This is a genomic window from Chitinophaga sp. G7 BAM 1005 (assembly GCF_057126945.1).
Map to the genome: position 1 here is coordinate 5,790,119 of NZ_CP181478.1, position 23,970 is coordinate 5,814,088.

The following is a 23,970-nucleotide window of genomic DNA, read 5'->3' on the forward strand; positions in this document are numbered from 1 at the left end:
TCTATTCTTCTCTGTGTTTGAGTGAGGCTGTTAAAAGACCCCATAATTTTCTTTTCCCAAATTCTGTATGCTTTCCAGCGATAAGGATCTTTCCACTTTGTGCTGAATAATCAACACTTTCCATGATCGTCCTTGCAAGCGTGGTGTTGTTAAAAGAAAGGCCATTCTTTATATCCTTTCCGCGCAGTTGGAAGCCATTGCCGTTACTGCTTGCTTTTTCGAGGTACCAGGCTTCAGGATCTTCCTCGTCCTGGTGCAGGATTAATGAATCCCCCCCCCCGTAAACCAATGACATCACATGCAGTTTTGTTGAGTGTGAATACTCCCGATTTGGTGTTGATCCCCACATATGCGCTCGTGGTGCGACTGATCGTATTTTCAGTATTAAACTCTTTCAGTTTCATAACGAATAGTTGTTTGTGATTATAAATTTTCTAAAAACCTGAGCGCCATAGCCGCTACCTGGATGGCCTCCTTGCGCATCTGGTCGATCTGCTTTTTCTCGCCCTCTGCATCCAGCTTGCGTTCGTATTTATATTGAAGTGCCGCCCGCATTAACTCACCCGCTTCCTCACAGACGATGCCCGCCCTGGCGGCGATATGATCGGGCCATGAAGGGAATTTCTTCTTGGCCCGTTTCAGTTCCTTCAGGACATCATCCAGGATTCCACTGCTCATAGATCCTCATCGTTTTCAAATTCAGCATCCTCGATACCACCATCGCCGAAATCAATCTCTGTCTGTCGGGGTGGCGCCTGCTTACCATTCATATATTGCTCAATCTCTTCCACCAGGTTGAAGATGGCCACACGCAACTCATTCACAAAAGCATAGTCCCCTTGGTACCTGGTGACAGGTGTTTCGATTTTGATATGCTCATTGGTCGATAAGCGCTTTTGGCCGGTGAGAATCACTCCTTCATTCTCACCATTACCCACGACGCGGAAGGAAGCGACAGAAAATTGGGAGAGCTTCAAGGCCAGTGGGTCATGGTCCTCGTCTGTCAGGTCAGGATCCTTATCTATTTCCGGCAAATTATCGATGTCCGGAATCTCATCCGGATGAATCTCTTCGCAAATAACAGCCAGGTGCACGTTCAGATCACGGAAGGCAATCTTCATATCATCGTGGATCGGCACGGCGCTTTTACGACTTACACTGTCAGTGGTATTAGCGGCGACAGTATGGTCATATCCATAGTGACAGAACATATTGTCCTTTAAAGTGCCGGATTTAATTTCTATAGCCTTTGGCTCCAGTTTACTTTCCGCGAGTTTTTCCAGGCGCGTATGCGTATAGCTGGTAATTTTTCCTTTGCCGCCAATCAGGGCTATTACTGATGGCTCTTTCTTTTTTCTTCCCATTTTTTTGTGATTACGGTTGAAAGATTGATTATATGATTCGTTTGAACTGGAAACCGCCTGTCATTTGATTCAACTATCCAGACGTTGCCATGATCAGCGATGAGCTTCACCAGTTCACCTTGTACTGCATACCCCGGTAAGCCATGAAAGACACTATGCTGCTCTTTTGAAACTGCGTACATCGTTGAATAGATAAGCATATTTAAAGGCTAACTCCTGGTACTTTTCCCTGCCGGCATTATACAATTCACCGCCACGCTTGATTGGTACTTTAAACACCTTGTAGTTAACTTTGCTTATGCCGATCAACATATCGTTACTCCGGCCTTCAATATCCATATACCATGCACGCTGCCGGTCGTAATCAAAGTGCCGCACCGCCTCTTCAAACTGTTTCTGCGTGGTGGAGGTAGTGCTTTTAATATCCCCGCTCATATCAAATTCATCGATGAACAAATCCCATTTACACCGGACATCAAGTGTGAAGGCAAAAGAGCCGTATTCAATAGGGAAACCGTTCCGGATACTTATTTTTTGAAACGAAGATTTGTTGGCAAGTTGTGCGCACAACGGGTCCCGGTAGAAAGCCTTCTTCATCTCTTCCGCACGCTCAAAGTCTTCGCGGCGATACCGCTCCCCAGCACAGGTGAACTGGAAATAATCTACCTTAAAGGGTTCAGTGATCATGCAATCGATCAGTGTTCCAAAGCGGTAGGCCTGCTCAATGTCATAGACTATCCTTTCTGGCTGCCAGTACTTTTTAAGCCAGGACAGATCACTATTAGAAACTTCTGGTCTACCGTAGTATGCGTCTTTCATTATTTTGTTTTGCGATTTACGGCTTTGTAAGTAGGCTCATAGTGCAGGAACTTGCTGTCTATCACTTCACCAGTATTATGAGCATGTTTTTCGCACCAGGCCTTCATCTGGTCTAATTTTGTATTTCCGATCTTGTCTAAGCCGAGGGTCTTACCTTCGTTCTCGAACCAGAACTGAAATATCTGTACGTATCCGGCTGCATGCTGCACAGATATTTCAAAGCCTTGCCTCGCTTCGGAAGCGGAGGCGCCTTCAGCCAAAGTGGCTTCCTGCTCAAACATTACCATTGTTTCACCGGATACCTTCTTTAGCTCGATGTCCTGTTTGGCCTTGCGTTTCGCCTCCTCGGCCTCGCGGGTAATACGATCCTGCTCTTCTTTTTCGCGCTGCTGACGGTCAGCCTCCTGCCTTTTACGCTCCTCCTCGAGATCCTGCTGACGCTTCCTTTCCTTTTCGGCGGCGATGCGCGCCTCTTCTTCAAGCTGCTTTTTCCTTTTCCCGGCTGCCTTATCGATTTCCTCCTGGCGCTTCTGGGCTTCCTGGCGGGCACGTTCATTCTCTTCCTGGCGCTTCCGGGCGGCTTCGGCAATTGCCTCCAGTTCCGCTTTCTTTGAAGGCAGACGATCAGCCAGCAGGCGTTTCATCTCTTCCGTTTCAGCTGTAAAGCGTGTAGCAAATTCTGCATACTTACCATCAGTCGCCTCGATAGTGAGGGAAAGGATTTCATCAGCGGTGTGATAAGCACCGGAGCATTTGGCAGCAAAAGCGGTATAATGGTCAAACTTGTAGACGCATGGCAGGGCGCCCAGCTTCGTGCCTTTCTCCTCAAAGTTTTCCAGGGTAATTGCATTGAAACCAGCCTGCATCTGCTGCTTGTAGTTAAGTAGATAGCTATTACAGTATTCGCTTAACTGGCTTTCGATGGTAGCAATGAGCTGCACTCTTTCCCTGTTTTTTGCGGCGATACGTGCGGCTTCTTCCTGCCGTTTCTTTTCGAGTTCGGCCTGCTCCTTTGCAAAGGCATTACGATGCTGTTGCACCTGGTATGGAACTGTGATAACAGATGTGACGTCCAGCTTTGCTTCCTCTGAAGTGAAGAATTTCTTTACAGCGTCCATCATCTGCGTTACTGGCTTACGTGCTTCCTCCAGCTCTTTTTTTCGCTGGGAAATTTTAGCCAGATAGTCATTTGAAAGAGCGTCCAGTTCGGGTGTAAGTCTTCCGCCATTACCGTCGATTTTAGCCAGGATAGACTGTCCTGCAGCTACTGCCTTTGAAACCGTTGCCTGGTTGCGGGCCAGGATTTCGCCACCACCACGAAAGGCTTCTATCGCCCGGTTATATATTGTTACTTCGTTATTTTCTGTAGTTTGTTCCATCGTTTAAACTATTAAGGGGTTTAAAAATCAAGCTCACCCACAGCTGGCTGCGCAGCCGTTGCCGCAGTGGGTGGCATTTCAGGTTCCTGCATGAAATCATTTACCGGATCATTCCCGGTCGTTACGGTCATACTGGACCCATTAGCAGCAGTAGTTTCGGATAGTGCTTGTTGAGTGTCTGTATCGAATCCGTAGTCAGAGGTAGAGATAATTTCTGTACCCTCATCTACAGTGTTGCTTGCCAGCTGAGAGAACTCACCCATGCGCAGTTTCGGATAGTTCTTAAAGGCGTGTTTAATCGTCTTAGCCACCACCATGCCGTTGATGCCATCTGTCCAGGCTTTACTGTTAGGATCTTTAGAGAATTTGCGCAACTTCTCAATATCCTCCAGCGCCATAACCTTGTAATCAGACGTGCCGTCATGACGAACCAGGCGGATGTAGCAGGCAATAACCTTATCGCTTTTCCGAGGAATAGTAGCCATGTGCTCCAGGATTATCTGGTCGTTCTTACTACCAAAGCGAAATTCGTCTCCATCGTAAACCACGACAGGGTTATCGGCATACTTAATTTGGCCCTGCAGCTGGCGAAGGAGAAGTTCACCATAACCACTAATCTGAAGGCTGGCGCGCTTCTCCCATTTAGGATTGTCCCTTGTTCCCACATTCACATTGTAGGGAACAACATACAGATGTTTCATGCTCGGATCGAAGCTGAGCCCCGATACTGCCACATCCATGAACACGCCATATAACGAGAGCTTCGTGCATTTTTGCAGGTTCTCACTGTCACTAATCATTTTCAGGAAATGGAATTTTTCCGCGGTATAAAAGGATTCTGCCACACGGGCATCACGGATCCCGTGTATCACTTTGTAAAGCTCCTTGAACCGATCTGCGACCACTGGCGCCTCGATTAACTTGGACGGAGAGGCTGTTTGAATCAACTCCATCAGTTGTGACTTGTTGTTATTATTTTCCATACTTTTGTTTTTAATGAGAGTGTTTACTTCCGTTTACATGATCATCCGCCCGGCGCGCCACGTCGGGCTTTTATTTTGTGAGAATCTTTTTTGCGATAAGCTGAGACTTGACTTTTTCGATGAAAGCATCATATTCAATCCTATGTTTATTGCCTTCAGGATAAACACTATGAACCCGCTGTTCAAACCTTTCCAGACTCCCTTTAAAACAGCCGCAAACAATGAATCTATCCTTTACAGAATAGTATGACACGTCAGATCTACTGCCAATTTCATCAGAAATAATCCAATAGTTTGAAAGCTTGATCTGTGTGCCTCTGAGGTACAGCCAGCCACCTACCGAAAGGTTGTCCGGCAACTGGGTGATCTGTGTGCCGCTGAGGTCCAGCCAGCCACCTACCGAAAGGTTGTCCGGCAACTGGGTGATCTGTGTGCCGCTGAGGTCCAGCCAGCCACCTACCGAAAGGTTGTCCGGCAACTGGGTGATCTGTGTGCCTCTGAGGTCCAGCGGGCCACCTACCGAAAGGTTGTCCGGCAACTGGGTGATCTGTGTGCCGCTGAGGTCCAGCCAGCCACCTACCGAAAGGTTGTCCGGCAACTGGGTGATCTGTGTGCCGCTGAGGTCCAGCCAGCCACCTACCGAAAGGTTGTCCGGCAACTGGGTGATCTGTGTGCCTCTGAGGTCCAGCGGGCCACCTACCGAAAGGTTGTCCGGCAACTGGGTGATCTGTGTGCCTCTGAGGTCCAGCGGGCCACCTACCGAAAGGTTGTCCGGCAACTGGGTGATCTGTGTGCCTCTGAGGTCCAGCGGGCCACCTACCGAAAGGTTGTCCGGCAACTGGGTGTAATATTTTTTCAGCTCTGTAATTGCAGCTTTTTGTTGAATATCATTTTTCATATTGAAAATTATTTTGGCAGTATCAATGCGTCTATGATTTTATACATTGCAAAAGCCAATACCACTACTATTACCACATGTATTGCATCTGCCCAAACGCTGTACTTTTTCATAATGATGTTTTAAAACCGGTCGGTAAAATCACAAACATCTTCCTGTTAAATCACCGACCGGCTACTGTCTCCGAATACTGTCCGTTTATTATTTAATGATGCCGACTGTTTCGTCGTCATCGTCGCTCAGGTGCGGAATGTCGCAAGCCTGAACCTCGCTGTAGCTTCTCTTCATAGAGCTGATTTAAAAGTTAACCTGGCTACAAGGCGGGCCGGTACACCGCTGCAGGAATCCGGTATCTGTATCTGGCTTTTCAAAAAAAAACAATGTGTGTGGTTGCAGGAGTGGGGGCTGCATTACTTCCCCCGTTTCTACTGCAATCCTGAATTTGATAGTGTTTGCGCCTCCACTCACGCAGGACGGCTTTCTCGTTTTTTTCGTACAGAAAACCGGAATCGAACCGGAATCGACAGTTGTGCAGACTGCCTGCTCTACCGTTGAACTATTTCCGTAACCCGGAAGAGTGATCGGGGCAGGAATCGAACCTGCATGATGGATTCGTCGCCATCTTCGCACCATCCTACGACGGACTTATTAGCGTCTACCATTTCGCCACCCGATCGTGTGCCGGCTCTTACGCGACCGGCTTACGTTCTATAAACCCCAATGAAAACCATGAATAATGTCCGGCTGTGGATACAGCCGGAACTGTCCTATTTATCCCTATACCTATGAAAAAAATTAAAGCACCTCAATACCAGGTCATTACTAATTATGGAAGCTGTAAGAACTTTTAGCCGTTTGGGCTGGCCGCTATCGCCAGGAGGTGCTTTAAAATGTCTTTGTAAAAGCGACTGTGGGTAGACACCCGCTGTCGTGAAGTTTATGCAAATCTTAAACTATCCTAACCTAAAAGTCTTCTAAACGCTTTCCTGATAAGGCCTGCGGGATGCACCGTTTCAAAAATCCCAATCAGGATCGCCACTATCATCAGATGTATAAGCATGTTCTTCGCTTTGAATGTTTTGAATACCCCGCCACAGGCAGTATAAGGCGTATAAAATAAAGGCGATGAAAAGCAACACGCCGATGATTAAGCAGGCCATGACAAAAAGCTGTTTGAAAGTGTTAGAATTTTCTCCATCAAATCTTGGTACTTCTCCATGCACTCTGCAGCAGCCTGTCGGTAAGTGTTGGCCTGAATGATACAGTATGCTTTATCATCTTTATCCAAAGAGATGGTAGCTGTCTCCTCGTAATTATCAGCATGTTTAATGCTATTACGGAAGGTCCGAAGCTCTTTACCAGCCTGAATATGCAGTAGCTGAAGTTGATCGATTTGCATGGAACTATTTTTTAGATGTGAAAAAGTCAGTAAAGAAACCAGTGCCGGCCAACTTCACAAGGCCAAATGCAGCCACAACAGCGCAACCAATCATAATGGATAAGAAGAAAAGTTCCATTGAAATAAAGTTTATGAGGTAATGATTATGCGTTATCTAAGAATTTGCTGCTGCGTTAGCGAGTGTTCTGACTGTAGCTGCCCGTATCTTTGCTATCCTCGCTTCGGTGACTGTGTTCCCGGACTTAGTGCCGGGAACACCCACCTGCGGAGCGTTGATACGTTCCAGCTCCTTCTCTATTATTGTAGCTTCTTCTACCATCATGCCAGCGGTTACCTTTAACTCACGAACGCGCTGCTGCAGACTGGTAATAATTTCTTTATCATTCATGACTGTGCGTTTACGATTTCAGCAGGATTGATATATGCCCGAAGCTTATCAGCTGTTTCCTTATAAAGGTTAGCTCCAAGCATGGCCTTATAAATTGTCTGCCGGGTAATGCCAGTTGCATCTACACACGCCTTCATATTGCCGTGTCCAATTGTCCTTTTGCGCAGTTTAGATATTTCATTTTTTGTTAACGTATCGTAAATGCGTACTACTACGTGTGAAACATTGTTGCCTTTCGGTATATTTGCGTCTGACATTTGTGTATCGTTTTGTTATTGCAATATTATGTCTAAATTTTAGAACAAACAATAGACAATGTCTAAAAAATAGAAATTTAGAAATTCTTCAAAGATTTCATACTTATAATAAATGGATCACAAGAAAGAGTTTAAAAAACTGGTTGAACTTTTAAAAGTCTGGGCTAAAAACAATGGAACAAGACTAACCAATGCAGAAATAGCGGATAAACTAGATATAAAAAGGACATACCTATCTGACTTGCTTGGTGAACCAGGTAAGGATGTTACAGAAAAGCATATCAACCTATTCAAAAAAACCTTTCGGGATGAGCTGCTTGGCGCATCTCCTGGGGCCGATTCCAATCCCGAAAGGGCCTTGCTTGCGGCACTGCTTGAAGAAGTATCAGAAATTAAGGCCGAAAAGGAGGCAATCAGTCCGAAGGAGGCGAAAGCTCTGATAATAAAGAGAGCCAGTACAATTTTAGGTGGGCTGGAAACTTGGCTTCCGAAGTAGTTCGTTTTGGTTTGGACTTTCTTTTGGATGTTTTTTTTACAGTCACTCGCGTCTTTTTCATGCTCGAATTCTAATTGTAGGGATGACAAAATACTAAAAATATTAGCAAAACAACAGCAATAAACCTAAAACGTCGCTGCGCATTCTATGTACGCATTAACAATTTACTCAGCCTATATGAAACATTATTTTTTACTACTCCTCTTTGTTCCTTTTTTATCTACTGCTCAGAAATATGATACTTTAAAAAACGAAGTGTCCAACATCATAGAAATTCAGGGCGCTGATCGAACTGAATTATATAACCGAAGTAAGGTTGCGCTTGCGAAACTATTTAAATCCTCAAAGGACGTTATTCAACTTGATGATAAAGAGAATGGGAAGATCATTGCCAAGGGCGTTATCCCGTATAGCGCAAGGGCATTTAAACCAGGCACCGACTTCACTGGTAGTTTTCCTTTTATGTTGACAATTGAATTTAAAGATAATAAATATAGATATGCGTTATCAGACATAAGCCATTCTGCTTATAAATACGGAAGAAGTGGTGGACTATTAAGTAATGCAAAGCCGGACTGCGGTAGGGGGATCCTTACTCTTCGGGGCTGGAATACAATCAAAACGATAGCCGTGTCAGATGTTATTTCATTTGGGGCCTCGTTTCAAAAAGAAATGGAAAGAAGTGTATCAACATCAAAGGAAAACTGGTAAATGAAGTATAATGGATATTACTCGAGCAATAACAAATCGCATTCTAAAGTTCGCTGAGGCGGCAAAGCGAAGTGGTCAGATACTCGATGATACGGAGTTCGCTAAAGCTGGCGGTATGAGCTTTCAACAGTTCTACCTGATCAGACGTGAAGAGCATAGAAATTTCACGATTGAGCAGTTGTCAAATTTTGGCAAGCGCTTTAATCTGGATATGAATTACGTCTTTTTCGGGACAGGATCCATCCAGCTTATACCGAAGGTAGACGCCTCCGTTTCGGAAATATTGAAGTACGCCATCGTCAAGATGGAAGAGGGTGAGCGCGAAAATGCTGTCTTTAACAAGCCCAAAAACACAAACGCCAAAAAAACGACTAAAAATAAATAATATTAAATCTGTTAGTTGCTTATAATCAATAGCATTGATAAATTAAAAAGTTGGTCCATCAGACTCTGACTCTGTTTGTCTTGGTTCGAATCCAGGTCAGGCAACAAAAAAAGTCCGCTTTGATAGCGGACTTTTTTTATTGGGGTGATAGTATCATGTGATACTATAATTTGCGGAATCTTTCGCTGGTAGCGTTAAAATATCTACATTTGATAGTATCACGTGATACTATCAAATACTACTAAGAATGACGCCTCCATATCAGATCACCAATCGGATTCTTCAGCTCATTGTGTCCATTTCCGAGAAAATCGGGGAAATTAATGCCTCGCATTTACAAAAGGCGCCTGCTACTTTAAGGAAAACCAACCGGATTAAAACCATACAATCTTCTCTGGAAATAGAGGGCAATACGCTTACCGAAGAACAGGTAACCGCTATCCTAAACAACAAAAGGGTACTAGCTCCGCAAAAAGACATCCTGGAGGTAAAAAATGCCATAGCATTGTATGATGCTATTCATGAATTTAAACCGAATAGTCAAACCTCCTTTCTGAAGGCCCATAAAACACTGATGCAGGGGCTTGTTGCAGCTCCCGGAAAAATACGAAGCACGACTGTTGGAATAGTGAAAGGCTCAAAAATAGCCCATATTGCCCCACCGGGACAAATGGTAAAGCCATTGCTGAATGAGTTATTTGCCTATTTAAAAAGTAATGAGGATCTGCTCTTAATTAAAAGCTGCGTTTTCCATTACGAAATTGAATTCATCCATCCTTTCGTCGACGGAAATGGGAGAATGGGACGTTTCTGGCAAACCATTATCCTCAAAGATCATTACCCCATCTTTGAGTTTCTTCCAATTGAAACAGTGGTAAAAAGACGGCAGGCCGACTATTATAAGGCACTCAGCATTGCAGACAAATCAGGAAATTCCACTGTGTTTATTGAATTTATGCTGGCGGTAATAGAAGAAGCATTGAACGAATTATCACTGAATCAGTTGCTTCCTATAAAAGGGAAAGACAGGATCGCACAATTTGCAGCGTTAATAAAGGATACCTCTTTTTCCAGGAAAGATTATCTGGAGAATTTCAAAAACATATCAGTTGCCACCGCAAGCCGGGATCTGAAAGAAGCGGTGGAAGCTGGTATTTTAGGGAAAACGGGAGATAAGAACACAGCGGTTTACAGATTTAAGAAGTATTGAAAATGACAATCCATTTCACATATCTTGATCGCAACCATGAAAACCAATAATGAATAATCGCATTAAGGCAGAACCGTAGATGGTAATACCATCCTATTAATTTTGTCGTTTAAATTGTTCAGTCTTTGAATGAGGGAATCAAAATCCTCCGACTTACCATATATCATTTCAGCGCGCATAGTCGTATAGTCGGCCCGATAAACTTCTAAAATTTCTGCCGGAGGTCTAAAGTTTAAAGTTGCCGGCTGAAGTTTATCATAGTCCACTCCCTTTTGACGTATCCAGTATCGTCGGTGCAATAATAATTTTTCATAAAATTGTGGATCAGTCAAAAGCTGATCTGCAATTCCTTTGTCATCCATTCTGATCAGATCGAATAAATGCCTGGAGCCGCGTTCCAGCTTAACATCTTCAGGTGAAATCTGTCTTTGATTGATAATTTGAAACTTTTCATGAAGTAGAAACATCTTCTCCAATAGCGTCTTCATGGGATGGGTAGCTCTTACTTTAGACAACTGCTCCGCATATATGGGATTAGGAAAATGTTGCCAAAGAAGAGATTGAATGTCCACGGTCTCAAATGGCTCAGTCAGAGATCTTACACTAAACTCAATCCTTACTTCATTCTTCAAATAAGGGTGGGGCTCAAATAAAGAGCGATACCGTAGATAAATTGTTTGCGGGTCTTTGTCCCTCATCAGAGGATCTATTGCTTCCGCGAACATTTCAATGGTGGCAAGATCTAATCCTGCCTGTTGCAGACTAACAGCCAATTCTTTAATTATAGTACCGGTAGTAAATGTACATCCTTCTTTTTTCAAACCCTTTACATACCTGTGGGTAGGCTCATCTTTATACTTTTTACCAAAAGCCTCCGGGGACAGGGCTATATCTATGTCCTCTGAGAAACGTTCAATTAATCCAAACCCTTTACTTAACGATGTACCACCTTTAAAAATAAAATGTCCTTCATTGGGAGTTGTAAAAAGTGCTTTAAGTACAAGGGTTACCCACCAATCCTTTTCAATTGCAACAGGAATCACCCCCGATTTAACCGCAGCCTGGTTAAGTGAAGTTCGTCTTTGGGTATCTGTAAGATGTAGCCATTCAATCATGCGAATCGCTTAATAGATGTACAATAAAGTCATAAACCTGGGCAGGGGCTAAAGCCAGATCTTTGGTCAGCGCCTCGCTTTTTTCGCTTTGAAGAATTTCCTTTATTCTTTTTTCAAATTCTGCTGAGAGATTCTTAGTTCCAATTTCTATAAGACCTAGTATAACAAGGCTACTTAACTCACCCTCAAATGCCATCTTTTTGGGAGTAGTAGGTTTAAACTCAATATACAAATTGCCCATTTTTATTTGCCTGCGTTCCCCGTCTGTTAAATATGTCATTTTAGTTGGCACCTGGGTAGTAAGTCCTAATTTGTGCAACGCCTGGGAACCTGTTGGCCTGATACGTACCTTTTCTTTCTTCGCCACAGCTTCTGCTACCTTTTCGGGATCTGGATATAATTCCCCAAATACACGATCTTGTTTGGGAACATAATAAATCCCATGAGAAAGTCGCTTTAACTTACCCTTTGCTGTGAGCCGGGATAATGCCATTTTAATGGCAGCACTTGAACCCTCTCCCCTGAAATCAGCAGGAAAAATGAGACTCCCTTTTTTAAGATGAGAGATTTTATGCTCAATATTGGTCTGAATACTTCCCATATACCGCAAATATACCGAAAAGCTTCCAAAAATGTTACCTTTTTAAAAAAAAAGGTAACAAAGTTAGTTACAAAAACAACACAAAAAGGTAACAAATTTACGAAATAAATTCTTCACCAAAAGAATAAAAACCAATTAGTTACACAACTAATTGATTTTTACAAACAAAGTACAAGGCAACTCCCCGCTACCTCTCCACATCCCACCACACTCTCCCCGTCAAATCATCCTTACCATGCAACCCCGGCTGTGCGGCAACCGCATCATCCACACTCTTCGTATTCACATTATGCTCTGAAAGCGGGTATCCCTGCCTCCGGGGAATAGGGATGTTATTATTATCCGGTGCAGGCGTTAGCTCAGGATAGCCTGTTCTTCTCCATTCTGCCCATGCTTCATAACCGTTCATATACAGATGCACCCAACGTTGGTAAGCAATCTGTTTAATCGCGGTAGTGGCATTATACGCTACTTCCGGGCGGGCAAGGTAGGCGGTAACGCCGGCGGAAGAACCTGTCCACTGATTAATAGATGCGGTAACAGCGGCGTTGTAATCCAGTAATGCTGCTGCATCGCCACCGTTGATCCATCCCAGTTTCGCGGCTTCTGCGCGGGCAAACAGTGCCTGTGCATATGTCACCAGGTAAACAGTGGCATCCTGTTTACGTATAGCCGTCCCCTGGAAGGATACGCTGCTTGCGGGGATATTCTGCGCTTCGTTTCCCTGCAGGCCGTAAGGCATGCCTACATAATCGCCGCTACCGGTGGTGCCTGCATATACTTTCAAACGGGGATCGGCCAGCGGCTTCATATAGTCTACGAGTGGCTTGCTGATGCAGTACCATCTGCGGCCCTGCACGGAATACACGTAGTACCAATAGTTCTGGTAAGCTGCCTCACCGAGGCGTTGCGAAATGGCATTGTCGTCGTTACTGGTAAAGATGCCATCGGTTAGTGCGGTCGTAAATTCACGCTTGCCCCAGGCGGGATCTACTTTCGACAACCGCAGCGCCATGAGTGCATGCAGGGTGCCTGCCAGCCGTTTCCATTTACTGATATCGCCATAATACAGCACATCTCCTGCTGCGGCTGTTTTGCTGTTTTCCAGCTGGGCGGCGGCTTCGGTTAGTTCTTTGAACAGATCTGTATAAATATCTTTCTGGCTGTCGTAAGCGGGATTTATTTTATCCCGTCCCTGCAATGCTTCTTTGTAAGGCACATCTCCCCAGCGGTCGGTGATGTACCAGAAGAAGTAAGCCCGGAGTATCCTCGCTACTGCTTTCTGGTTATTGGCCGATCCTTCATCTTCATTAAAATGAACGGTGTTGATGATCTTGCTGAGGTTCATCAGCGCATCGGCATAAAAGCTGGAAAATTCAAAGGAGATGTTGATATAACGGGAGGCATCTGTATACACTTTTTCCGAAAGATGCTGCACATATAATAATCCGTAAGGAGTGGCCGTGGTAGTATCCATTCTCAGGATGGCATAGGTAAGCAGCTTGGGATTGGAAAAAGTATCCGGCTGATTCGGGTCGCGGTTGATGTTGTCTGAAAACTTGGTGCAGGATACTAACGTAAACGCCAATACGATAATAATATATAATAGCTTTTTCATGATAATCTGGTTTACAGAGAAATATTAAGATTGATACCAAACGAACGGGTGGAGGCTAATTGCCCTGTTTCCAGCCAGCTGATAGACGACCGCCCTGTGGAGAGTTCGGAAGGATCAAGTCCTTTGGGCGCCTGCTGGTATATCATAAAAGGATTGCGCGCAATAAGCGCTACATTGATACTGTTGAAAGGCATTTTCTTATGCACCTCGCGGGTAAAGGTATAGCCTATACGAAGTTCTCTCATCTTAATATAGCTGGCATCATACAACCATTCTTCATATACCGATGTGCCAAGCACGGTACGGTAATACGATTTTGCGTCTACATAAGCAGTTACTTCCTCCCCCGTAACGCTGGAAATACCATTTACTTTTACGCCGCCGCCATCTGCCAGCGGATCACGTACATTCTTTCCTTTATCGTTAATGGCAGCTGTTTCTTCAGCCTGACCTGATTTAACACTCAGCATTTTTGTCCAGCTGAAAAATTGTCCGCCCGACTGAAAATCGATCATAGCCGATACATCGAACCGGCCAATACGGAACGTATTCAGCCATCCCCCGGTGAAATCCGGCACCACGCTGCCAAAGTCGTGGTTCTCTTCAAACATCGGCAAGTTGGCTGCATCCAGTAGTATCTTGCCCGTTTTGGTATCACGACGGTAAGCATTGCCTACCAGTGTGCCGAAAGTGGCGTTTACATCCGCATTCAGGTAAACGCTCACTCTTGAATAGGTATTCGCATCCAGCTGCAGGGTGTTAATGCCCGGATACAATTCCTTCACCAGGCTCCTGTTCCTGCTTACATTCAGCGTAGAGTTCCAGTGGAAGAATTTTGTTTGTACCGGTGTGCCATTCAAACTCAGCTCCACACCTTTGTTCTGGATCTTCCCGGCATTGATAATCGTATTCTCATAGCCAATAGCGCCTGATACGGGGATGCTCAGCACCTGGTCAATATTCTGCTGGTTGTAATAGGTAAATGCAAGCCCTAAGCGGTTATTCAGCACCTTCAGATCCAAACCGGTTTCAAAGGAATTACCCAACGATGGCCGGATCCCCGGGTTATTGAGCGTGGTAGGCAGGTGCATGGGTAAATAGGTATTATCATCACGTCCTTTATACGGCGTTTCCAATATATACGACTCGTAGATCTGGTAAGGATCGAGGTCCGATCCCGCCTTTGCCAAACTGATGCGGACCTTTCCATAGGAAAGCGGCTCCCACTTCAGCAGTTCACTGAACACCATACTGAAAGATACAGATGGATACCAGTAAGAATTATTACCCGCCGGCAGTGCTGAAGAAATATCATTACGCACCGTGGCATCGAGGTAATAAATATTATCATAACCCAGTGAAACAGCCGCAAACGCACTGCGCACCTCCTTCCTTCGGAGATAGTTGGATACATCCGGCCTGTCGATGGAAGCAGAAAGATTATAGAAATTAACAACAGATAAACCACCCTGCGTTCTGCCCTGGATGCCGTTATACCGTTGCGTAAGCAGGTTACCGCCCAGGTTGGCATTCAAACTCAGTTTATCAAATGTTTTGTTATACTGAGCCAGTATCTCGTAGTTCATCTCCTTATTCTCAAACTTCGCTTCGTAGTATTCGTTGATATCCCTGCCACCGTATGCCTTACGCTGATCGATGCTCTGCGTATACATATCCCCTCTCACGGCGCCGCTTACTTTCAGTCCTGGCAATACATCATAGCTCAGGCCCACATTACCAAAGAAGCGGTCGCGCGTATCGTGATTAAGATTTTCGTATGCTTCAAAATAAGGGTTGTTCCAGTCGCTGCCCGGCTTCTTCAGAAAATCAGGATCATCAATATCTTCATGATTCCAGTGATAAAAAGTACCATCAGGATATTTATACTGCTTTAGCTTATTCATATCCAGCGACCGTTCAAACCACTGATAAAAATTACGCGAGCCCTGGTAATAGCCCTGAGCCGGGCGCTGGCCCTTATTGTTGGCATAATTGAAACTGGTAGACACGGTTAATTTAGGCGTCAGATTCAGCGAACCATTAAAGCCGAAATTATTTCTTTTAAGATAGGTATTAGGCTCAATACCCTTGATATCAGTGTGATTGAACGACAACCGGAAAGTGGTATTTTCACCGCCACCAGACATACTGATGTTGTTATTGAAAGTAGTACCCGTTACAAAATAATCCTTGATATTATCGGGATGCGGGCTAAACGGCGTCAGCTTGCCATAGTCAGGATCTGCCGGGTAGAAACTATACATTTGTCTTACTGGTGTGCCATCCATTTTCGGCCCCCAGCTTTCATCGGTACCGGAAGCCACTAACTGCGATTGCCCGTTCACGGTAATGGTACTGAACTGCTGACTGCTGCCCGCCCCATAGATATTTTGCAACGGCATAAAATTGCCTGCTTTCTCCACAGAAAAAGCGGAATTAACATCCACCGCCACCTTCCTGTTTCCTTTACGACCGCCTTGCCGGGTGGTAATCAGGATCACGCCATATTGCCCTCTCAATCCATATAATGCGGAAGCTGCCGGGCCTTTCAGCACATTCACGGACTCAATATCCTCCGGGTTGATGTCCTGCGCCAGGTTTCCCAGATCCGGTCCGTTTCTGCCGGCAAAGTTATTATTGGAAATGGGCGTTCCATCCACTACTATCAATGGTTCTTCCTGCCCGTTGATAGAGTTGATTCCCCGCAGCTTTATTTTCTGTGTACCGCCCATACTGGCGCCGGATGAACCTACCACCTGCACGCCCGCTATTTTACCCGCCAGGGAGCCCAGTACGTTCTGTTCTTTCGTAAGCGTAAGGTTGCTCCCTTTTACTTCCTGTACCGAGTAACCTACTGCTCTTTCTTTCCGGGAGATGCCCAACGCAGTAACCACCACCTGATCCAGGTTCCGGGTGTCCTGTTTTAGTGTAACGGTAATGGCGCTTTTTCCACTGGTATTTACTTCTGTTGTGAGATACCCTACCAGGCGGAAAATCAGTGTTACATCGGTGTTGCCGGCATCCAGCCGGAAGTTTCCATCGGTGTCTGTTGAAGTACCTTTATTAGTGTTTTTGATCTGTACGCTCACGCCAGGCAGGCTTTCACCTTTTTCACCTGTTACCTTACCGGTAATAATACCTGTTTGCGCGATGGAGGGTAAGGATATGGCACAGTACACTAATAGGATAGCCAGGAGTTTTTTCATTGAATAGAGGTTAGATTTTGGTTAAGATATACTATACAAAATAGCATATTAATCTCTTAATGTCAATAGCACGGGAAAGCTCACATCTCGCCATTTCTTCGTATTTTCAGTAAAAACAAATCGATATGGCAAAACAAACTGGGTTATTCCAATTCACCGGTAAGTTGGATAATGTGATCGGTTACCGGAGAAATGGGAGCTATTTTGTACGCACCATGCCGGTCACTGTAAAACAAACTGCCGCTACCCGGCAGGCATCCCGCAATTTCGGGATCGCCAGCAGGAAGGCAAAACTCATCCGGCAGGCTATTACGCCTCAGCTGGAAATTAATTGCGACGGCTCCCTCGTGAACCGCCTCAATAAAGTATTGATCACCGCCGGGAAAGACCAGTGGAAACACCTCGAAGGCTTCCGGTTCAATAAGCACACCGGGATCGATAAATTCTTCTGGCTGCAACCGGTCATGCAGAACGGTATATTAAAAATACCGGCTCAAACATTATCGCCGCAGGGCGCCATTACGCACCTGGAAATAACGGTGATGGCTACACGCATCAGCTTCGTGGAACGGCGGATCATCAGGCAGCTCTCCACTACCATAAAAGTGGATCTGAATGCCCCCTTCAATGGAGCAGCGCTGAACGCATCCGTCCCCGGAAAAGGAACGCTGTTAGTAGTATTGCAGGTAACCGCGTGGAAAGGAGCCGATCCCGTTGGAGACCGCCGCTTCATGGCTGCCGATATTATGTTCGTCGCCACGCCGGCAACCAAAAAAGAAACAGCAAAAAGGAAACAGCACATACCGGATGTCAGGAAGGTACTACCTTACAGGCCCGCGAAAACTCCAGGATCACCGGTACCGCGCACCGCCAATAAATGGCAGCGGGAATGAGTATCCCCACTGCCTAAACAATCCATGAAATATCGTCTTTAAACCCCCGGAGCCATCGCACTCCTGAATCGCCATGCGTCCTGGTATCACATCAACAATAAAAATCCATAAAAAAACAAAAATCACCCGTTGAACTACCAATAATCACCCAAAAAATCCATCCAAAACAAAACACAATCAAAAAAGTAATCAGTATAATCAGCGTAATCCAGGGAAAGACAAAATCCGCTTCAAGTCCACCTCTCCTGCATAGTTACTGTATGTCCTAAGCCACTGCACAGCGACTCCTAAGCCACTCCTGTATAACTCCCACGTATACACTTATTAATTCCACACTTTTCCGTAATTTAACGCATGCGCTATATCACCATTTATATACTCATACTCCTGTCGTCCGTCACCACCCTGGCACAAACCGTTGCCCCGGTGGCACTCGGCTCCCTGTCTACAGATAAAATCAAAGAAGCCTCCGGTATCGCCTCCAGCACCACCCTGAAAGGTTGCTACTGGACCCACAACGACAGCGGCAATAAACCCGAAATATACCTGATCAACAGCAAAGCAGCGCTGATCAGCACCGTGAAACTCACCGGTGCAGGTAACCGCGACTGGGAAGATATTGCGGAAGGTATCGGACCGGAAAAAGGCAAGCATTATGTATACGTTGGCGATATCGGCGATAACTCCGGCGAACGGGATCATATCCGCATTTACCGCTTCCGGGAGCCTGATAAACTCCCCGCTGCACACATCGAAGTTACCCCGGATGTACTCAAACTGCACTACCCCAACAGCCCCCGCGATGCAGAGTCGCTCATGATTGATCCCATCAGCAAACAAATCTATATCCTCAGCAAAAGAGAAAAAGAAATAAGCCTCTATAAAACAAGTCAGCTGTTCTTCAAAGACGGCGATAAAGACACCCTCGAGAAATTAATAAAACTCCCCTACACCTGGGTCACCTCCGGCGATATTTCCAAAGATGGACACCACATCGTGATTAAAACCCTCACCACCGTTTACTACTGGCGCCGCAATACCAACGAAAGCGTGGAACAAGCCATGTCAAAACCTGCAAAAGAACTCCCCTACGTAATCGAAAAACAAGGTGAAGGCATCACCATCCTGCCAGACAACAGCGGATATGTTACCATCAGCGAAGGAAAATATGCTCCCATCAATTTTTATAAATGGAAATTCTGAACCGCTAACCTTTATTGCTGCCATCGCATTTCAGTAACATCGTCTATACTTGTATAGTGCGGGCAGCCTTCATTATCTGCTGCTAACCCATATTTATATACACCCTCAAAAAACAGGTAATTCCCTTGCCCGGAAATACCTGGAGTAAAACCATTTTTCTACTATGCCACTGACTAACAGCTTCCACCATTTTTTGGCCCGGGGAATGCCTCTCCGGCAGGCCGTTTCCAACAGGTAATTGCACAACAGCTCACCTCAGAACCATTTATTCAATAACCTCATTCGCTCATGCAAAAGAAAGCTATCATCATTGGCGCTGGCCCTGCAGGCCTCACTGCTGCCTATGAACTACTACAGCGCACCAGTATCACCCCTATTGTACTGGAGAAAAGCACAGATATCGGCGGGATCTCCAAAACTGTAAACTATAAAGGTAACCGCATCGATATCGGAGGCCACCGCTTCTTCTCCAAATCAGACCGCGTAATGGACTGGTGGATGAACATGATGCCGCTGGATAAAGAAGCCGCAGAAATATTCTCTATCAGCTACCAGCAAAAAACAAAAGAAGTAAAAGCTTCCCGCAACAGCAACAACACCGATACCCTCGTGGCTCCCGATCCCGACCTCATCATGCTGGTAAGAAAACGCCTGTCGCGCATCTATTTCCTGCACAAATTCTTTACCTATCCCATTCAGCTATCGGTAGATACCCTCCGCAAACTGGGCTTCTCCACCACCATCAGTATCATGGTGTCGTACCTGTGGGCGCAGATCTTCCCCAGGAAAAATGAAAAGTCGCTGGAAGACTTCATGGTAAACCGTTTCGGCCTTACCTTGTATCACCTCTTCTTCAAAGACTATACAGAAAAAGTATGGGGCGTTTCCTGTAAAGCCATTTCTGCTGAATGGGGCGCACAAAGGATCAAAGGCATCTCCATCGGAAAAGCCATTTCGCATGCGGTAAAATCCGCCATCGAAGCAGGAAAACCAAAAGATCTGAAACAAAAAAATGTAGAAACCAGCCTCATCGAACAATTCCTGTACCCCAAACACGGCCCCGGCCAGCTCTGGGAAGAAGTAGCCCACCAGGTAATCAACAAAGGCGGCACCGTACTCATGCAACACGATGTAAAAAAGATCCATTCCTCCGGTAATCACATCACCGCCATCGAAGCGCTGGACCGCACCACCGGCGAAGTAATACTGCTGGAAGGCGACTACTTCTTTTCTACCATGCCCATCAAAGAACTGGTAGCCGGCCTGGAAGCAAATGTACCGGGCAATGTCCGGGAAATCGCCGCCGGATTACATTACCGCGACTTTATCACCATCGGCATCTTACTAAAAAACCTCAGTTTCGCGGATAAAAAAACCGGCGAACATAAACCACTGGAACTGAAAGACACCTGGATCTATATCCAGGAAAAAGATGTGAAAGTAGGACGCCTCCAACTATTCAATAACTGGAGCCCCTACATGGTGAAAGACCCCGACACTACCTGGGTGGGAATGGAATACTTCTGCAATAAAGGCGATGATTTCTGGGAACTCGCAGATGAACAAATCAGGCAAACCGCCATCACGGAACTCTGTAAAATAGGACTGGCGCAACAAGCGGATGTGCTGGATGCCACCGTGCTCAGAATGGAAAAAACATACCCCGCCTATTGGGGTACCTATGCCCGCTTTGAAGAACTGAAAAGCTATATAGATACCTTCGAAAACCTGTTCCTCGTTGGCCGCAACGGTATGCACAAATACAATAACTCCGATCACTCTATGCTCACCGCAATGGTAGCTGTAGATAATATCGCAAACGGCATTGTTACCAAATCAAACATCTGGTCTATCAACACAGAACAGGAATATCATGAAGAGAAAAAATAAAAAATCCGCAGACTTTGTTCCTGGAAACTATCTCCAGGAACAAAGTCTGCAGATAAAATCAATGGTTACCGTTTCTCGTTATACACGCCAAACTCTGCAATCGCGGGCGTTTCAGTGTAATCGTCTATCAGTATCCTCACTTTATTACCCCATACACGCGGAAAACGGTGAATCCTCACACGCCCCGCATGCTCCCCTGCTGATGGCAATGGCTTCCACTCCCCGTTCTCATTATATTCCAACCTGTATTGCTTAATACGCGCTTTGTCTTCCGTAATCACAATCATGTTAAAACCCTGCTGTTTGTCAAACTCCACTTCAAACCAGGGCTGCTTTACCGCACGGTTCGACTGCCACGTACTTCTGAAACTATCATCATTCGCAAAATCCATGATGTTCATGTCACTGCTCCAGCTGGAATTGGCCGCCTGGTGTTTGGCAATGTTGGAGGAAATAATGGGAGATGCATACACAGGCAATGCCGCTACCGGTCCGTCATTTTTCCACTGTTTCCCGATCTGCTTTAATGCTTCCAACGCATTGTTGTCGATTAAGCCATCGCGGTTAGGCGCTACGTTTAAAATGAAATTACACCACGCTTTACCATAAGGAACAATGTTTTCATTTACCAGCTGGTCCACGCTCTTCACCGGCGTAGTGGGGAAATCTGCTTTCCAGAACCACGCACTGTTAATAGGCAAACAAGACAATGCCGGCAAGCGGTTATTATCAGTTGAAATATGCTGACCTGCCCCCTGTTCATACGATTTGATATCCGTATAAAACAACGCCTCCGCAGGATACTTCGCGGCGTTCAGATCCATCACCAGGCACTTAGGCTGCAGCCTTTTGATCAGTCCATAAATTTCCTCAAAGGGAACATCATCATAGGAAATCCTCGACCACGGCGCGTCCCAGCCGTCAATGATCAACGCGGTAATTTCGCCGTAGTTGGTGAGCAACTCGGTGAGCTGCGCCTTGATCATCTTAATATGCTCCTTTGTAATTTGTCCCGGCCTGATTTTATGATGCGTATCCAGGATGGAATAATACAACATCACCTTCAGTCCTTTCGCACGGAAAGCAGTGGTATACTCTTTTACCACATCCCTTTTCAACGGACTGTTCATCACATTGTAAGGAGTGGTTTTGGTATCCCAGATGGCAAACCCGCTGTGATGCTTGGTGGTCAAACAACCATAAGACATGTTCGCCGATTTGGCCGCTGCCGCCCATTGATTACAATCCAGTTTTTTCGGATTAAAAATAGCCGGGGATGCTTCCGGATCGGCCCAGTCATCATCCATAAAAGTAGGGATATTGAAATGAATGAACATACCAAAACGCAGATCCACAAACTGCTGCTGCAATGCAGGCAGCGACATGGTTTGCTGGGCGCCGGCCCGCCCCGTTACGAGTAACAGTACTGCCGCCAAAATGCTGATAACCTGGTTCTTTTTCACAAGCTAATGAGTTAAAATATAAAAGAATAAAACGTACTTACTTCCATTCAGGTTGCTGCACCAATTTGCGGCCCTGATCCAGTATGCCCTGTGGTATGGGCCATACATAAAATTTATCCGTGCTGAAATGCCTGTCTTCCAGCTTTGTTTTAGGATACTTATTGGTTTTTCCACCGGTAGCAGGAATAGCTGTTAACCCGGCAGATGCATCTATAGTATAAATAGGTCCGTTCAACACCTGCTGGCCAATCCTCCAGCGCAAAATATCGAAGTAGCGGTGTCCTTCACCAGCCAGCTCTATCCGGCGCTCATGACGGATAAAAGTACGCAGCGTTTCTTTGCTCATACTCCATCCATTAAGCGCGAAAGTAGCAGCTACATCGGGCATGCCGGCACGACGCCTGATTTCATTCAAGGCATTGGTAATATCTGCAGATGGCCCGGTGGCTTCATTCGCAGCTTCTGCATACGTAAGCAACACTTCTGCATAACGAAGAATCTTCCAGTCGTTGCCACCATTATCGCGGGATTCCAGCTCTGTTTTATCGAAGATCTTCTTAAACGCATAACCGGTATACGTAGCTTTATCGCCGCCTATTTTATCCAGCGCACTGTTAATAGGATCGTACATTTTATCATTTGCCAGCGTGCTGCCGGGATAATAAATAGTAGCGTTTAAACGCGGGTCACGGTTCTTCCACGGCGCATGCGCATCATACGCAGGATCTTTTGTATAAGGATAATAACCGGCGGCGCTTTCATAATCATCTACCAGCGAAGGCAAAGGATTCAGGTAAAGCGTACCTCCGGAAACAGAGTTCACACCTGCAATATCACGCAGTCCGTTAGGGCGTAATTCCTTTACATGGATATAGCTGATCATGCTTTCGGAGGAGTAATCTCCTTCCTGCTGAAACAGGTTATAATAATCCGGGTACAGGGAATACACTTTGCTGTCGATTACTTTCTTTGCTTCAGTGGCAGCACCTGCATAGTCGCCGGTATATAAAAGCACGCGGGCTTTCAGTCCCCAGGCAGCGCCTTGTGTAAAGCGTCCCTTATCGTCGCCGGTATAAGATGGCGGCAAATCCGGTGCAGCTTCATCCAGCCATTTGATCGCCTGGGCAATCACCGCGGCCTTCTTGTCCTGCGGCACGTCCGACTCCGCAGGAGTAGCAAATACTTTCGTCACCAAAGGCACATCCCTGAAAAGCGTAGCCATTATAAAATAACGGTACGCCAGCGATACCTTTACTTCTGCTTTTAATCTTTTCTTTAATCCCTCATTCATATCGGGTACTTTGTCCACATGATCAAGGAATTCGAGACAATGTCTTACCTGGTCGTATTTCCATTCGTCGCCAAGATTACCGGTAGTAGCTACAAACGTGCTGTTGCCAATCAGCTGTGCATTGCGAAGGGTATTACCCCAGGAAGCTGTTTTGGAAAAAGCGTTGTCGCTCATTCCTTCATAGCAAACAAAAAAGTCGGCGGAAGGAAGGAATTCATATACCCTGGAGGCAAATTTCACTGCATCCGATTCGGTGGTCCAGTAGGTGTCATCAGAGTATTGATCCAGCGGCGCACGGTCCAGGAAGTTTTTAGAGCAAGCCGCCAGAAGGCTGCAGGCGCATAATATAGTGATAATGTGTAGTCGTTTCATGTTGTTGTTGTTTTGCAGTGAGAGCGTCA

The 23,970-nt window shown here is 45.7% G+C and carries 24 protein-coding genes and 2 tRNA genes; 7 read left to right on the plus strand and 19 right to left on the minus strand.

All coding sequences use genetic code 11. The features are described from left to right. Position 1 precedes the first annotated feature (1 nt). From ACMXI2_RS23035 to ACMXI2_RS23095, 13 genes are all read right to left on the minus strand, one after another. Positions 2–295: a hypothetical protein gene (locus tag ACMXI2_RS23035; RefSeq protein WP_483778403.1), complete on the minus strand. Its 294-nt coding sequence runs from the start codon at positions 293–295 to the stop codon at positions 2–4. A gap of 128 nt (positions 296–423) precedes the next feature. Continuing rightward, entirely contained in the window at positions 424–678 is a 255-nt protein-coding gene (locus ACMXI2_RS23040; protein ID WP_483778404.1) for a nucleoside triphosphate pyrophosphohydrolase family protein, read from the minus strand. Next, the gene (locus ACMXI2_RS23045; RefSeq protein WP_483778405.1) at positions 675–1,364 is read right to left on the minus strand and encodes a hypothetical protein; all 690 of its coding nucleotides are present in this window, start codon (positions 1,362–1,364) and stop codon (positions 675–677) included. Before ACMXI2_RS23045 ends, ACMXI2_RS23040 begins: the two co-directional genes overlap by 4 nt. 153 nt (positions 1,365–1,517) lie before the next feature. Then, on the minus strand, positions 1,518–2,183 hold the full coding sequence (locus ACMXI2_RS23050) for a PD-(D/E)XK nuclease-like domain-containing protein (protein WP_483778406.1): 666 nt from the start codon (positions 2,181–2,183) through the stop codon (positions 1,518–1,520). Continuing rightward, positions 2,183–3,562 (minus strand): hypothetical protein, encoded by a 1,380-nt coding sequence (locus ACMXI2_RS23055; protein ID WP_483778407.1) that lies wholly within the window; start codon positions 3,560–3,562, stop codon positions 2,183–2,185. Before ACMXI2_RS23055 ends, ACMXI2_RS23050 begins: the two co-directional genes overlap by 1 nt. Before the next feature lie 20 nt (positions 3,563–3,582). Then, positions 3,583–4,560 carry a recombinase RecT gene (locus ACMXI2_RS23060; protein ID WP_483782408.1) on the minus strand — a complete coding sequence of 326 codons (978 nt, stop codon included), beginning with the start codon at positions 4,558–4,560 and terminating at the stop codon, positions 3,583–3,585. A gap of 55 nt (positions 4,561–4,615) precedes the next feature. Further along, entirely contained in the window at positions 4,616–5,443 is an 828-nt protein-coding gene (locus tag ACMXI2_RS23065) for a leucine-rich repeat domain-containing protein (protein ID WP_483778408.1), read from the minus strand. A gap of 494 nt (positions 5,444–5,937) precedes the next feature. Continuing rightward, positions 5,938–6,009 (minus strand) — tRNA-Cys (locus ACMXI2_RS23070). A gap of 12 nt (positions 6,010–6,021) precedes the next feature. After that, positions 6,022–6,119: transfer RNA gene (locus tag ACMXI2_RS23075), tRNA-OTHER, on the minus strand. A gap of 337 nt (positions 6,120–6,456) precedes the next feature. Next, complete coding sequence (locus ACMXI2_RS23080) at positions 6,457–6,603, minus strand: hypothetical protein (protein WP_483778409.1); 147 nt, start codon at positions 6,601–6,603, stop codon at positions 6,457–6,459. After that, positions 6,591–6,842 carry a hypothetical protein gene (locus tag ACMXI2_RS23085; RefSeq protein ID WP_483778410.1) on the minus strand — a complete coding sequence of 84 codons (252 nt, stop codon included), beginning with the start codon at positions 6,840–6,842 and terminating at the stop codon, positions 6,591–6,593. The genes ACMXI2_RS23080 and ACMXI2_RS23085 overlap by 13 nt, the downstream gene beginning before the upstream one ends. Positions 6,843–6,996: 154 nt before the next feature. After that, the gene (locus ACMXI2_RS23090) at positions 6,997–7,230 is read right to left on the minus strand and encodes a hypothetical protein (protein ID WP_483778411.1); all 234 of its coding nucleotides are present in this window, start codon (positions 7,228–7,230) and stop codon (positions 6,997–6,999) included. Next, complete coding sequence (locus ACMXI2_RS23095) at positions 7,227–7,487, minus strand: hypothetical protein (protein WP_483778412.1); 261 nt, start codon at positions 7,485–7,487, stop codon at positions 7,227–7,229. Before ACMXI2_RS23095 ends, ACMXI2_RS23090 begins: the two co-directional genes overlap by 4 nt. Before the next feature lie 112 nt (positions 7,488–7,599). On the opposite strand from ACMXI2_RS23095, the gene ACMXI2_RS23100 reads away from it, so the two are divergent. The 4 genes from ACMXI2_RS23100 to ACMXI2_RS23115 all read left to right on the plus strand — a co-directional run bounded on the left by ACMXI2_RS23100 (position 7,600) and on the right by ACMXI2_RS23115 (position 10,289). After that, a complete protein-coding gene (locus ACMXI2_RS23100) occupies positions 7,600–7,983 on the plus strand; it encodes a hypothetical protein (RefSeq protein ID WP_483778413.1) in 384 nt (127 codons plus the stop codon). 177 nt (positions 7,984–8,160) lie between these two features. Next, complete coding sequence (locus ACMXI2_RS23105; RefSeq protein WP_483778414.1) at positions 8,161–8,694, plus strand: DUF4468 domain-containing protein; 534 nt, start codon at positions 8,161–8,163, stop codon at positions 8,692–8,694. 10 nt (positions 8,695–8,704) lie between these two features. Continuing rightward, a complete protein-coding gene (locus tag ACMXI2_RS23110; RefSeq protein ID WP_483778415.1) occupies positions 8,705–9,079 on the plus strand; it encodes a hypothetical protein in 375 nt (124 codons plus the stop codon). A gap of 247 nt (positions 9,080–9,326) precedes the next feature. Next, positions 9,327–10,289 (plus strand): Fic family protein, encoded by a 963-nt coding sequence (locus ACMXI2_RS23115; protein WP_483778416.1) that lies wholly within the window; start codon positions 9,327–9,329, stop codon positions 10,287–10,289. Positions 10,290–10,351: 62 nt separating this feature from the next. On the opposite strand, the gene ACMXI2_RS23120 is transcribed toward ACMXI2_RS23115, so the two are convergent. The 4 genes from ACMXI2_RS23120 to ACMXI2_RS23135 all read right to left on the minus strand — a co-directional run bounded on the left by ACMXI2_RS23120 (position 10,352) and on the right by ACMXI2_RS23135 (position 16,829). After that, positions 10,352–11,404, minus strand: a complete 1,053-nt coding sequence (locus ACMXI2_RS23120; protein WP_483778417.1) for a nucleotidyl transferase AbiEii/AbiGii toxin family protein — start codon at positions 11,402–11,404, stop codon at positions 10,352–10,354. After that, positions 11,397–12,005, minus strand: coding sequence for a DUF6088 family protein (locus tag ACMXI2_RS23125; protein WP_483778418.1), 609 nt, complete (start codon positions 12,003–12,005; stop codon positions 11,397–11,399). Before ACMXI2_RS23125 ends, ACMXI2_RS23120 begins: the two co-directional genes overlap by 8 nt. 187 nt (positions 12,006–12,192) lie before the next feature. Further along, a complete protein-coding gene (locus ACMXI2_RS23130; protein WP_483778419.1) occupies positions 12,193–13,623 on the minus strand; it encodes a SusD/RagB family nutrient-binding outer membrane lipoprotein in 1,431 nt (476 codons plus the stop codon). A gap of 11 nt (positions 13,624–13,634) precedes the next feature. Next, a complete protein-coding gene (locus ACMXI2_RS23135) occupies positions 13,635–16,829 on the minus strand; it encodes a SusC/RagA family TonB-linked outer membrane protein (protein ID WP_483778420.1) in 3,195 nt (1,064 codons plus the stop codon). Between the two features lie 125 nt (positions 16,830–16,954). Between ACMXI2_RS23135 and ACMXI2_RS23140 the strand changes: the two genes are divergently transcribed. The 3 genes from ACMXI2_RS23140 (at position 16,955) to ACMXI2_RS23150 (ending at position 20,815) form a co-directional block, all read left to right on the plus strand. Next, positions 16,955–17,722: a hypothetical protein gene (locus tag ACMXI2_RS23140; RefSeq protein WP_483778421.1), complete on the plus strand. Its 768-nt coding sequence runs from the start codon at positions 16,955–16,957 to the stop codon at positions 17,720–17,722. 354 nt (positions 17,723–18,076) lie between these two features. Beyond that, complete coding sequence (locus ACMXI2_RS23145; protein ID WP_483778422.1) at positions 18,077–18,925, plus strand: hypothetical protein; 849 nt, start codon at positions 18,077–18,079, stop codon at positions 18,923–18,925. Positions 18,926–19,213: 288 nt separating this feature from the next. Then, positions 19,214–20,815 (plus strand): NAD(P)/FAD-dependent oxidoreductase, encoded by a 1,602-nt coding sequence (locus tag ACMXI2_RS23150; protein ID WP_483778423.1) that lies wholly within the window; start codon positions 19,214–19,216, stop codon positions 20,813–20,815. Between the two features lie 65 nt (positions 20,816–20,880). On the opposite strand, the gene ACMXI2_RS23155 is transcribed toward ACMXI2_RS23150, so the two are convergent. Then, positions 20,881–22,278 (minus strand): alpha-L-fucosidase, encoded by a 1,398-nt coding sequence (locus ACMXI2_RS23155; protein WP_483778424.1) that lies wholly within the window; start codon positions 22,276–22,278, stop codon positions 20,881–20,883. A 37-nt stretch (positions 22,279–22,315) separates the two neighbouring features. Next, a complete protein-coding gene (locus tag ACMXI2_RS23160; RefSeq protein WP_483778425.1) occupies positions 22,316–23,941 on the minus strand; it encodes a RagB/SusD family nutrient uptake outer membrane protein in 1,626 nt (541 codons plus the stop codon). Positions 23,942–23,970: the final 29 nt, after the last annotated feature.

Bases quoted from the DNA above. Each gene is read 5' to 3' on its own strand.
- ACMXI2_RS23100 (WP_483778413.1), top strand. From the start codon at position 7,600: ATGGATCACAAGAAAGAGTTTAAAAAACTGGTTGAACTTTTAAAAGTC.
- ACMXI2_RS23160 (WP_483778425.1), bottom strand. From the start codon at position 23,941: ATGAAACGACTACACATTATCACTATATTATGCGCCTGCAGCCTTCTG.
- ACMXI2_RS23135 (WP_483778420.1), bottom strand. From the start codon at position 16,829: ATGAAAAAACTCCTGGCTATCCTATTAGTGTACTGTGCCATATCCTTA.
- ACMXI2_RS23120 (WP_483778417.1), bottom strand. From the start codon at position 11,404: ATGATTGAATGGCTACATCTTACAGATACCCAAAGACGAACTTCACTT.
- ACMXI2_RS23055 (WP_483778407.1), bottom strand. From the start codon at position 3,562: ATGGAACAAACTACAGAAAATAACGAAGTAACAATATATAACCGGGCG.
- ACMXI2_RS23095 (WP_483778412.1), bottom strand. From the start codon at position 7,487: ATGTCAGACGCAAATATACCGAAAGGCAACAATGTTTCACACGTAGTA.
- ACMXI2_RS23085 (WP_483778410.1), bottom strand. From the start codon at position 6,842: ATGCAAATCGATCAACTTCAGCTACTGCATATTCAGGCTGGTAAAGAG.
- ACMXI2_RS23145 (WP_483778422.1), top strand. From the start codon at position 18,077: ATGCGCTATATCACCATTTATATACTCATACTCCTGTCGTCCGTCACC.
- ACMXI2_RS23045 (WP_483778405.1), bottom strand. From the start codon at position 1,364: ATGGGAAGAAAAAAGAAAGAGCCATCAGTAATAGCCCTGATTGGCGGC.
- ACMXI2_RS23150 (WP_483778423.1), top strand. From the start codon at position 19,214: ATGCAAAAGAAAGCTATCATCATTGGCGCTGGCCCTGCAGGCCTCACT.
- ACMXI2_RS23115 (WP_483778416.1), top strand. From the start codon at position 9,327: ATGACGCCTCCATATCAGATCACCAATCGGATTCTTCAGCTCATTGTG.
- ACMXI2_RS23125 (WP_483778418.1), bottom strand. From the start codon at position 12,005: ATGGGAAGTATTCAGACCAATATTGAGCATAAAATCTCTCATCTTAAA.
- ACMXI2_RS23090 (WP_483778411.1), bottom strand. From the start codon at position 7,230: ATGAATGATAAAGAAATTATTACCAGTCTGCAGCAGCGCGTTCGTGAG.
- ACMXI2_RS23065 (WP_483778408.1), bottom strand. From the start codon at position 5,443: ATGAAAAATGATATTCAACAAAAAGCTGCAATTACAGAGCTGAAAAAA.
- ACMXI2_RS23050 (WP_483778406.1), bottom strand. From the start codon at position 2,183: ATGAAAGACGCATACTACGGTAGACCAGAAGTTTCTAATAGTGATCTG.
- ACMXI2_RS23080 (WP_483778409.1), bottom strand. From the start codon at position 6,603: ATGGCCTGCTTAATCATCGGCGTGTTGCTTTTCATCGCCTTTATTTTA.
- ACMXI2_RS23040 (WP_483778404.1), bottom strand. From the start codon at position 678: ATGAGCAGTGGAATCCTGGATGATGTCCTGAAGGAACTGAAACGGGCC.
- ACMXI2_RS23130 (WP_483778419.1), bottom strand. From the start codon at position 13,623: ATGAAAAAGCTATTATATATTATTATCGTATTGGCGTTTACGTTAGTA.
- ACMXI2_RS23110 (WP_483778415.1), top strand. From the start codon at position 8,705: ATGGATATTACTCGAGCAATAACAAATCGCATTCTAAAGTTCGCTGAG.
- ACMXI2_RS23035 (WP_483778403.1), bottom strand. From the start codon at position 295: ATGTCATTGGTTTACGGGGGGGGGGATTCATTAATCCTGCACCAGGAC.
- ACMXI2_RS23140 (WP_483778421.1), top strand. From the start codon at position 16,955: ATGGCAAAACAAACTGGGTTATTCCAATTCACCGGTAAGTTGGATAAT.
- ACMXI2_RS23105 (WP_483778414.1), top strand. From the start codon at position 8,161: ATGAAACATTATTTTTTACTACTCCTCTTTGTTCCTTTTTTATCTACT.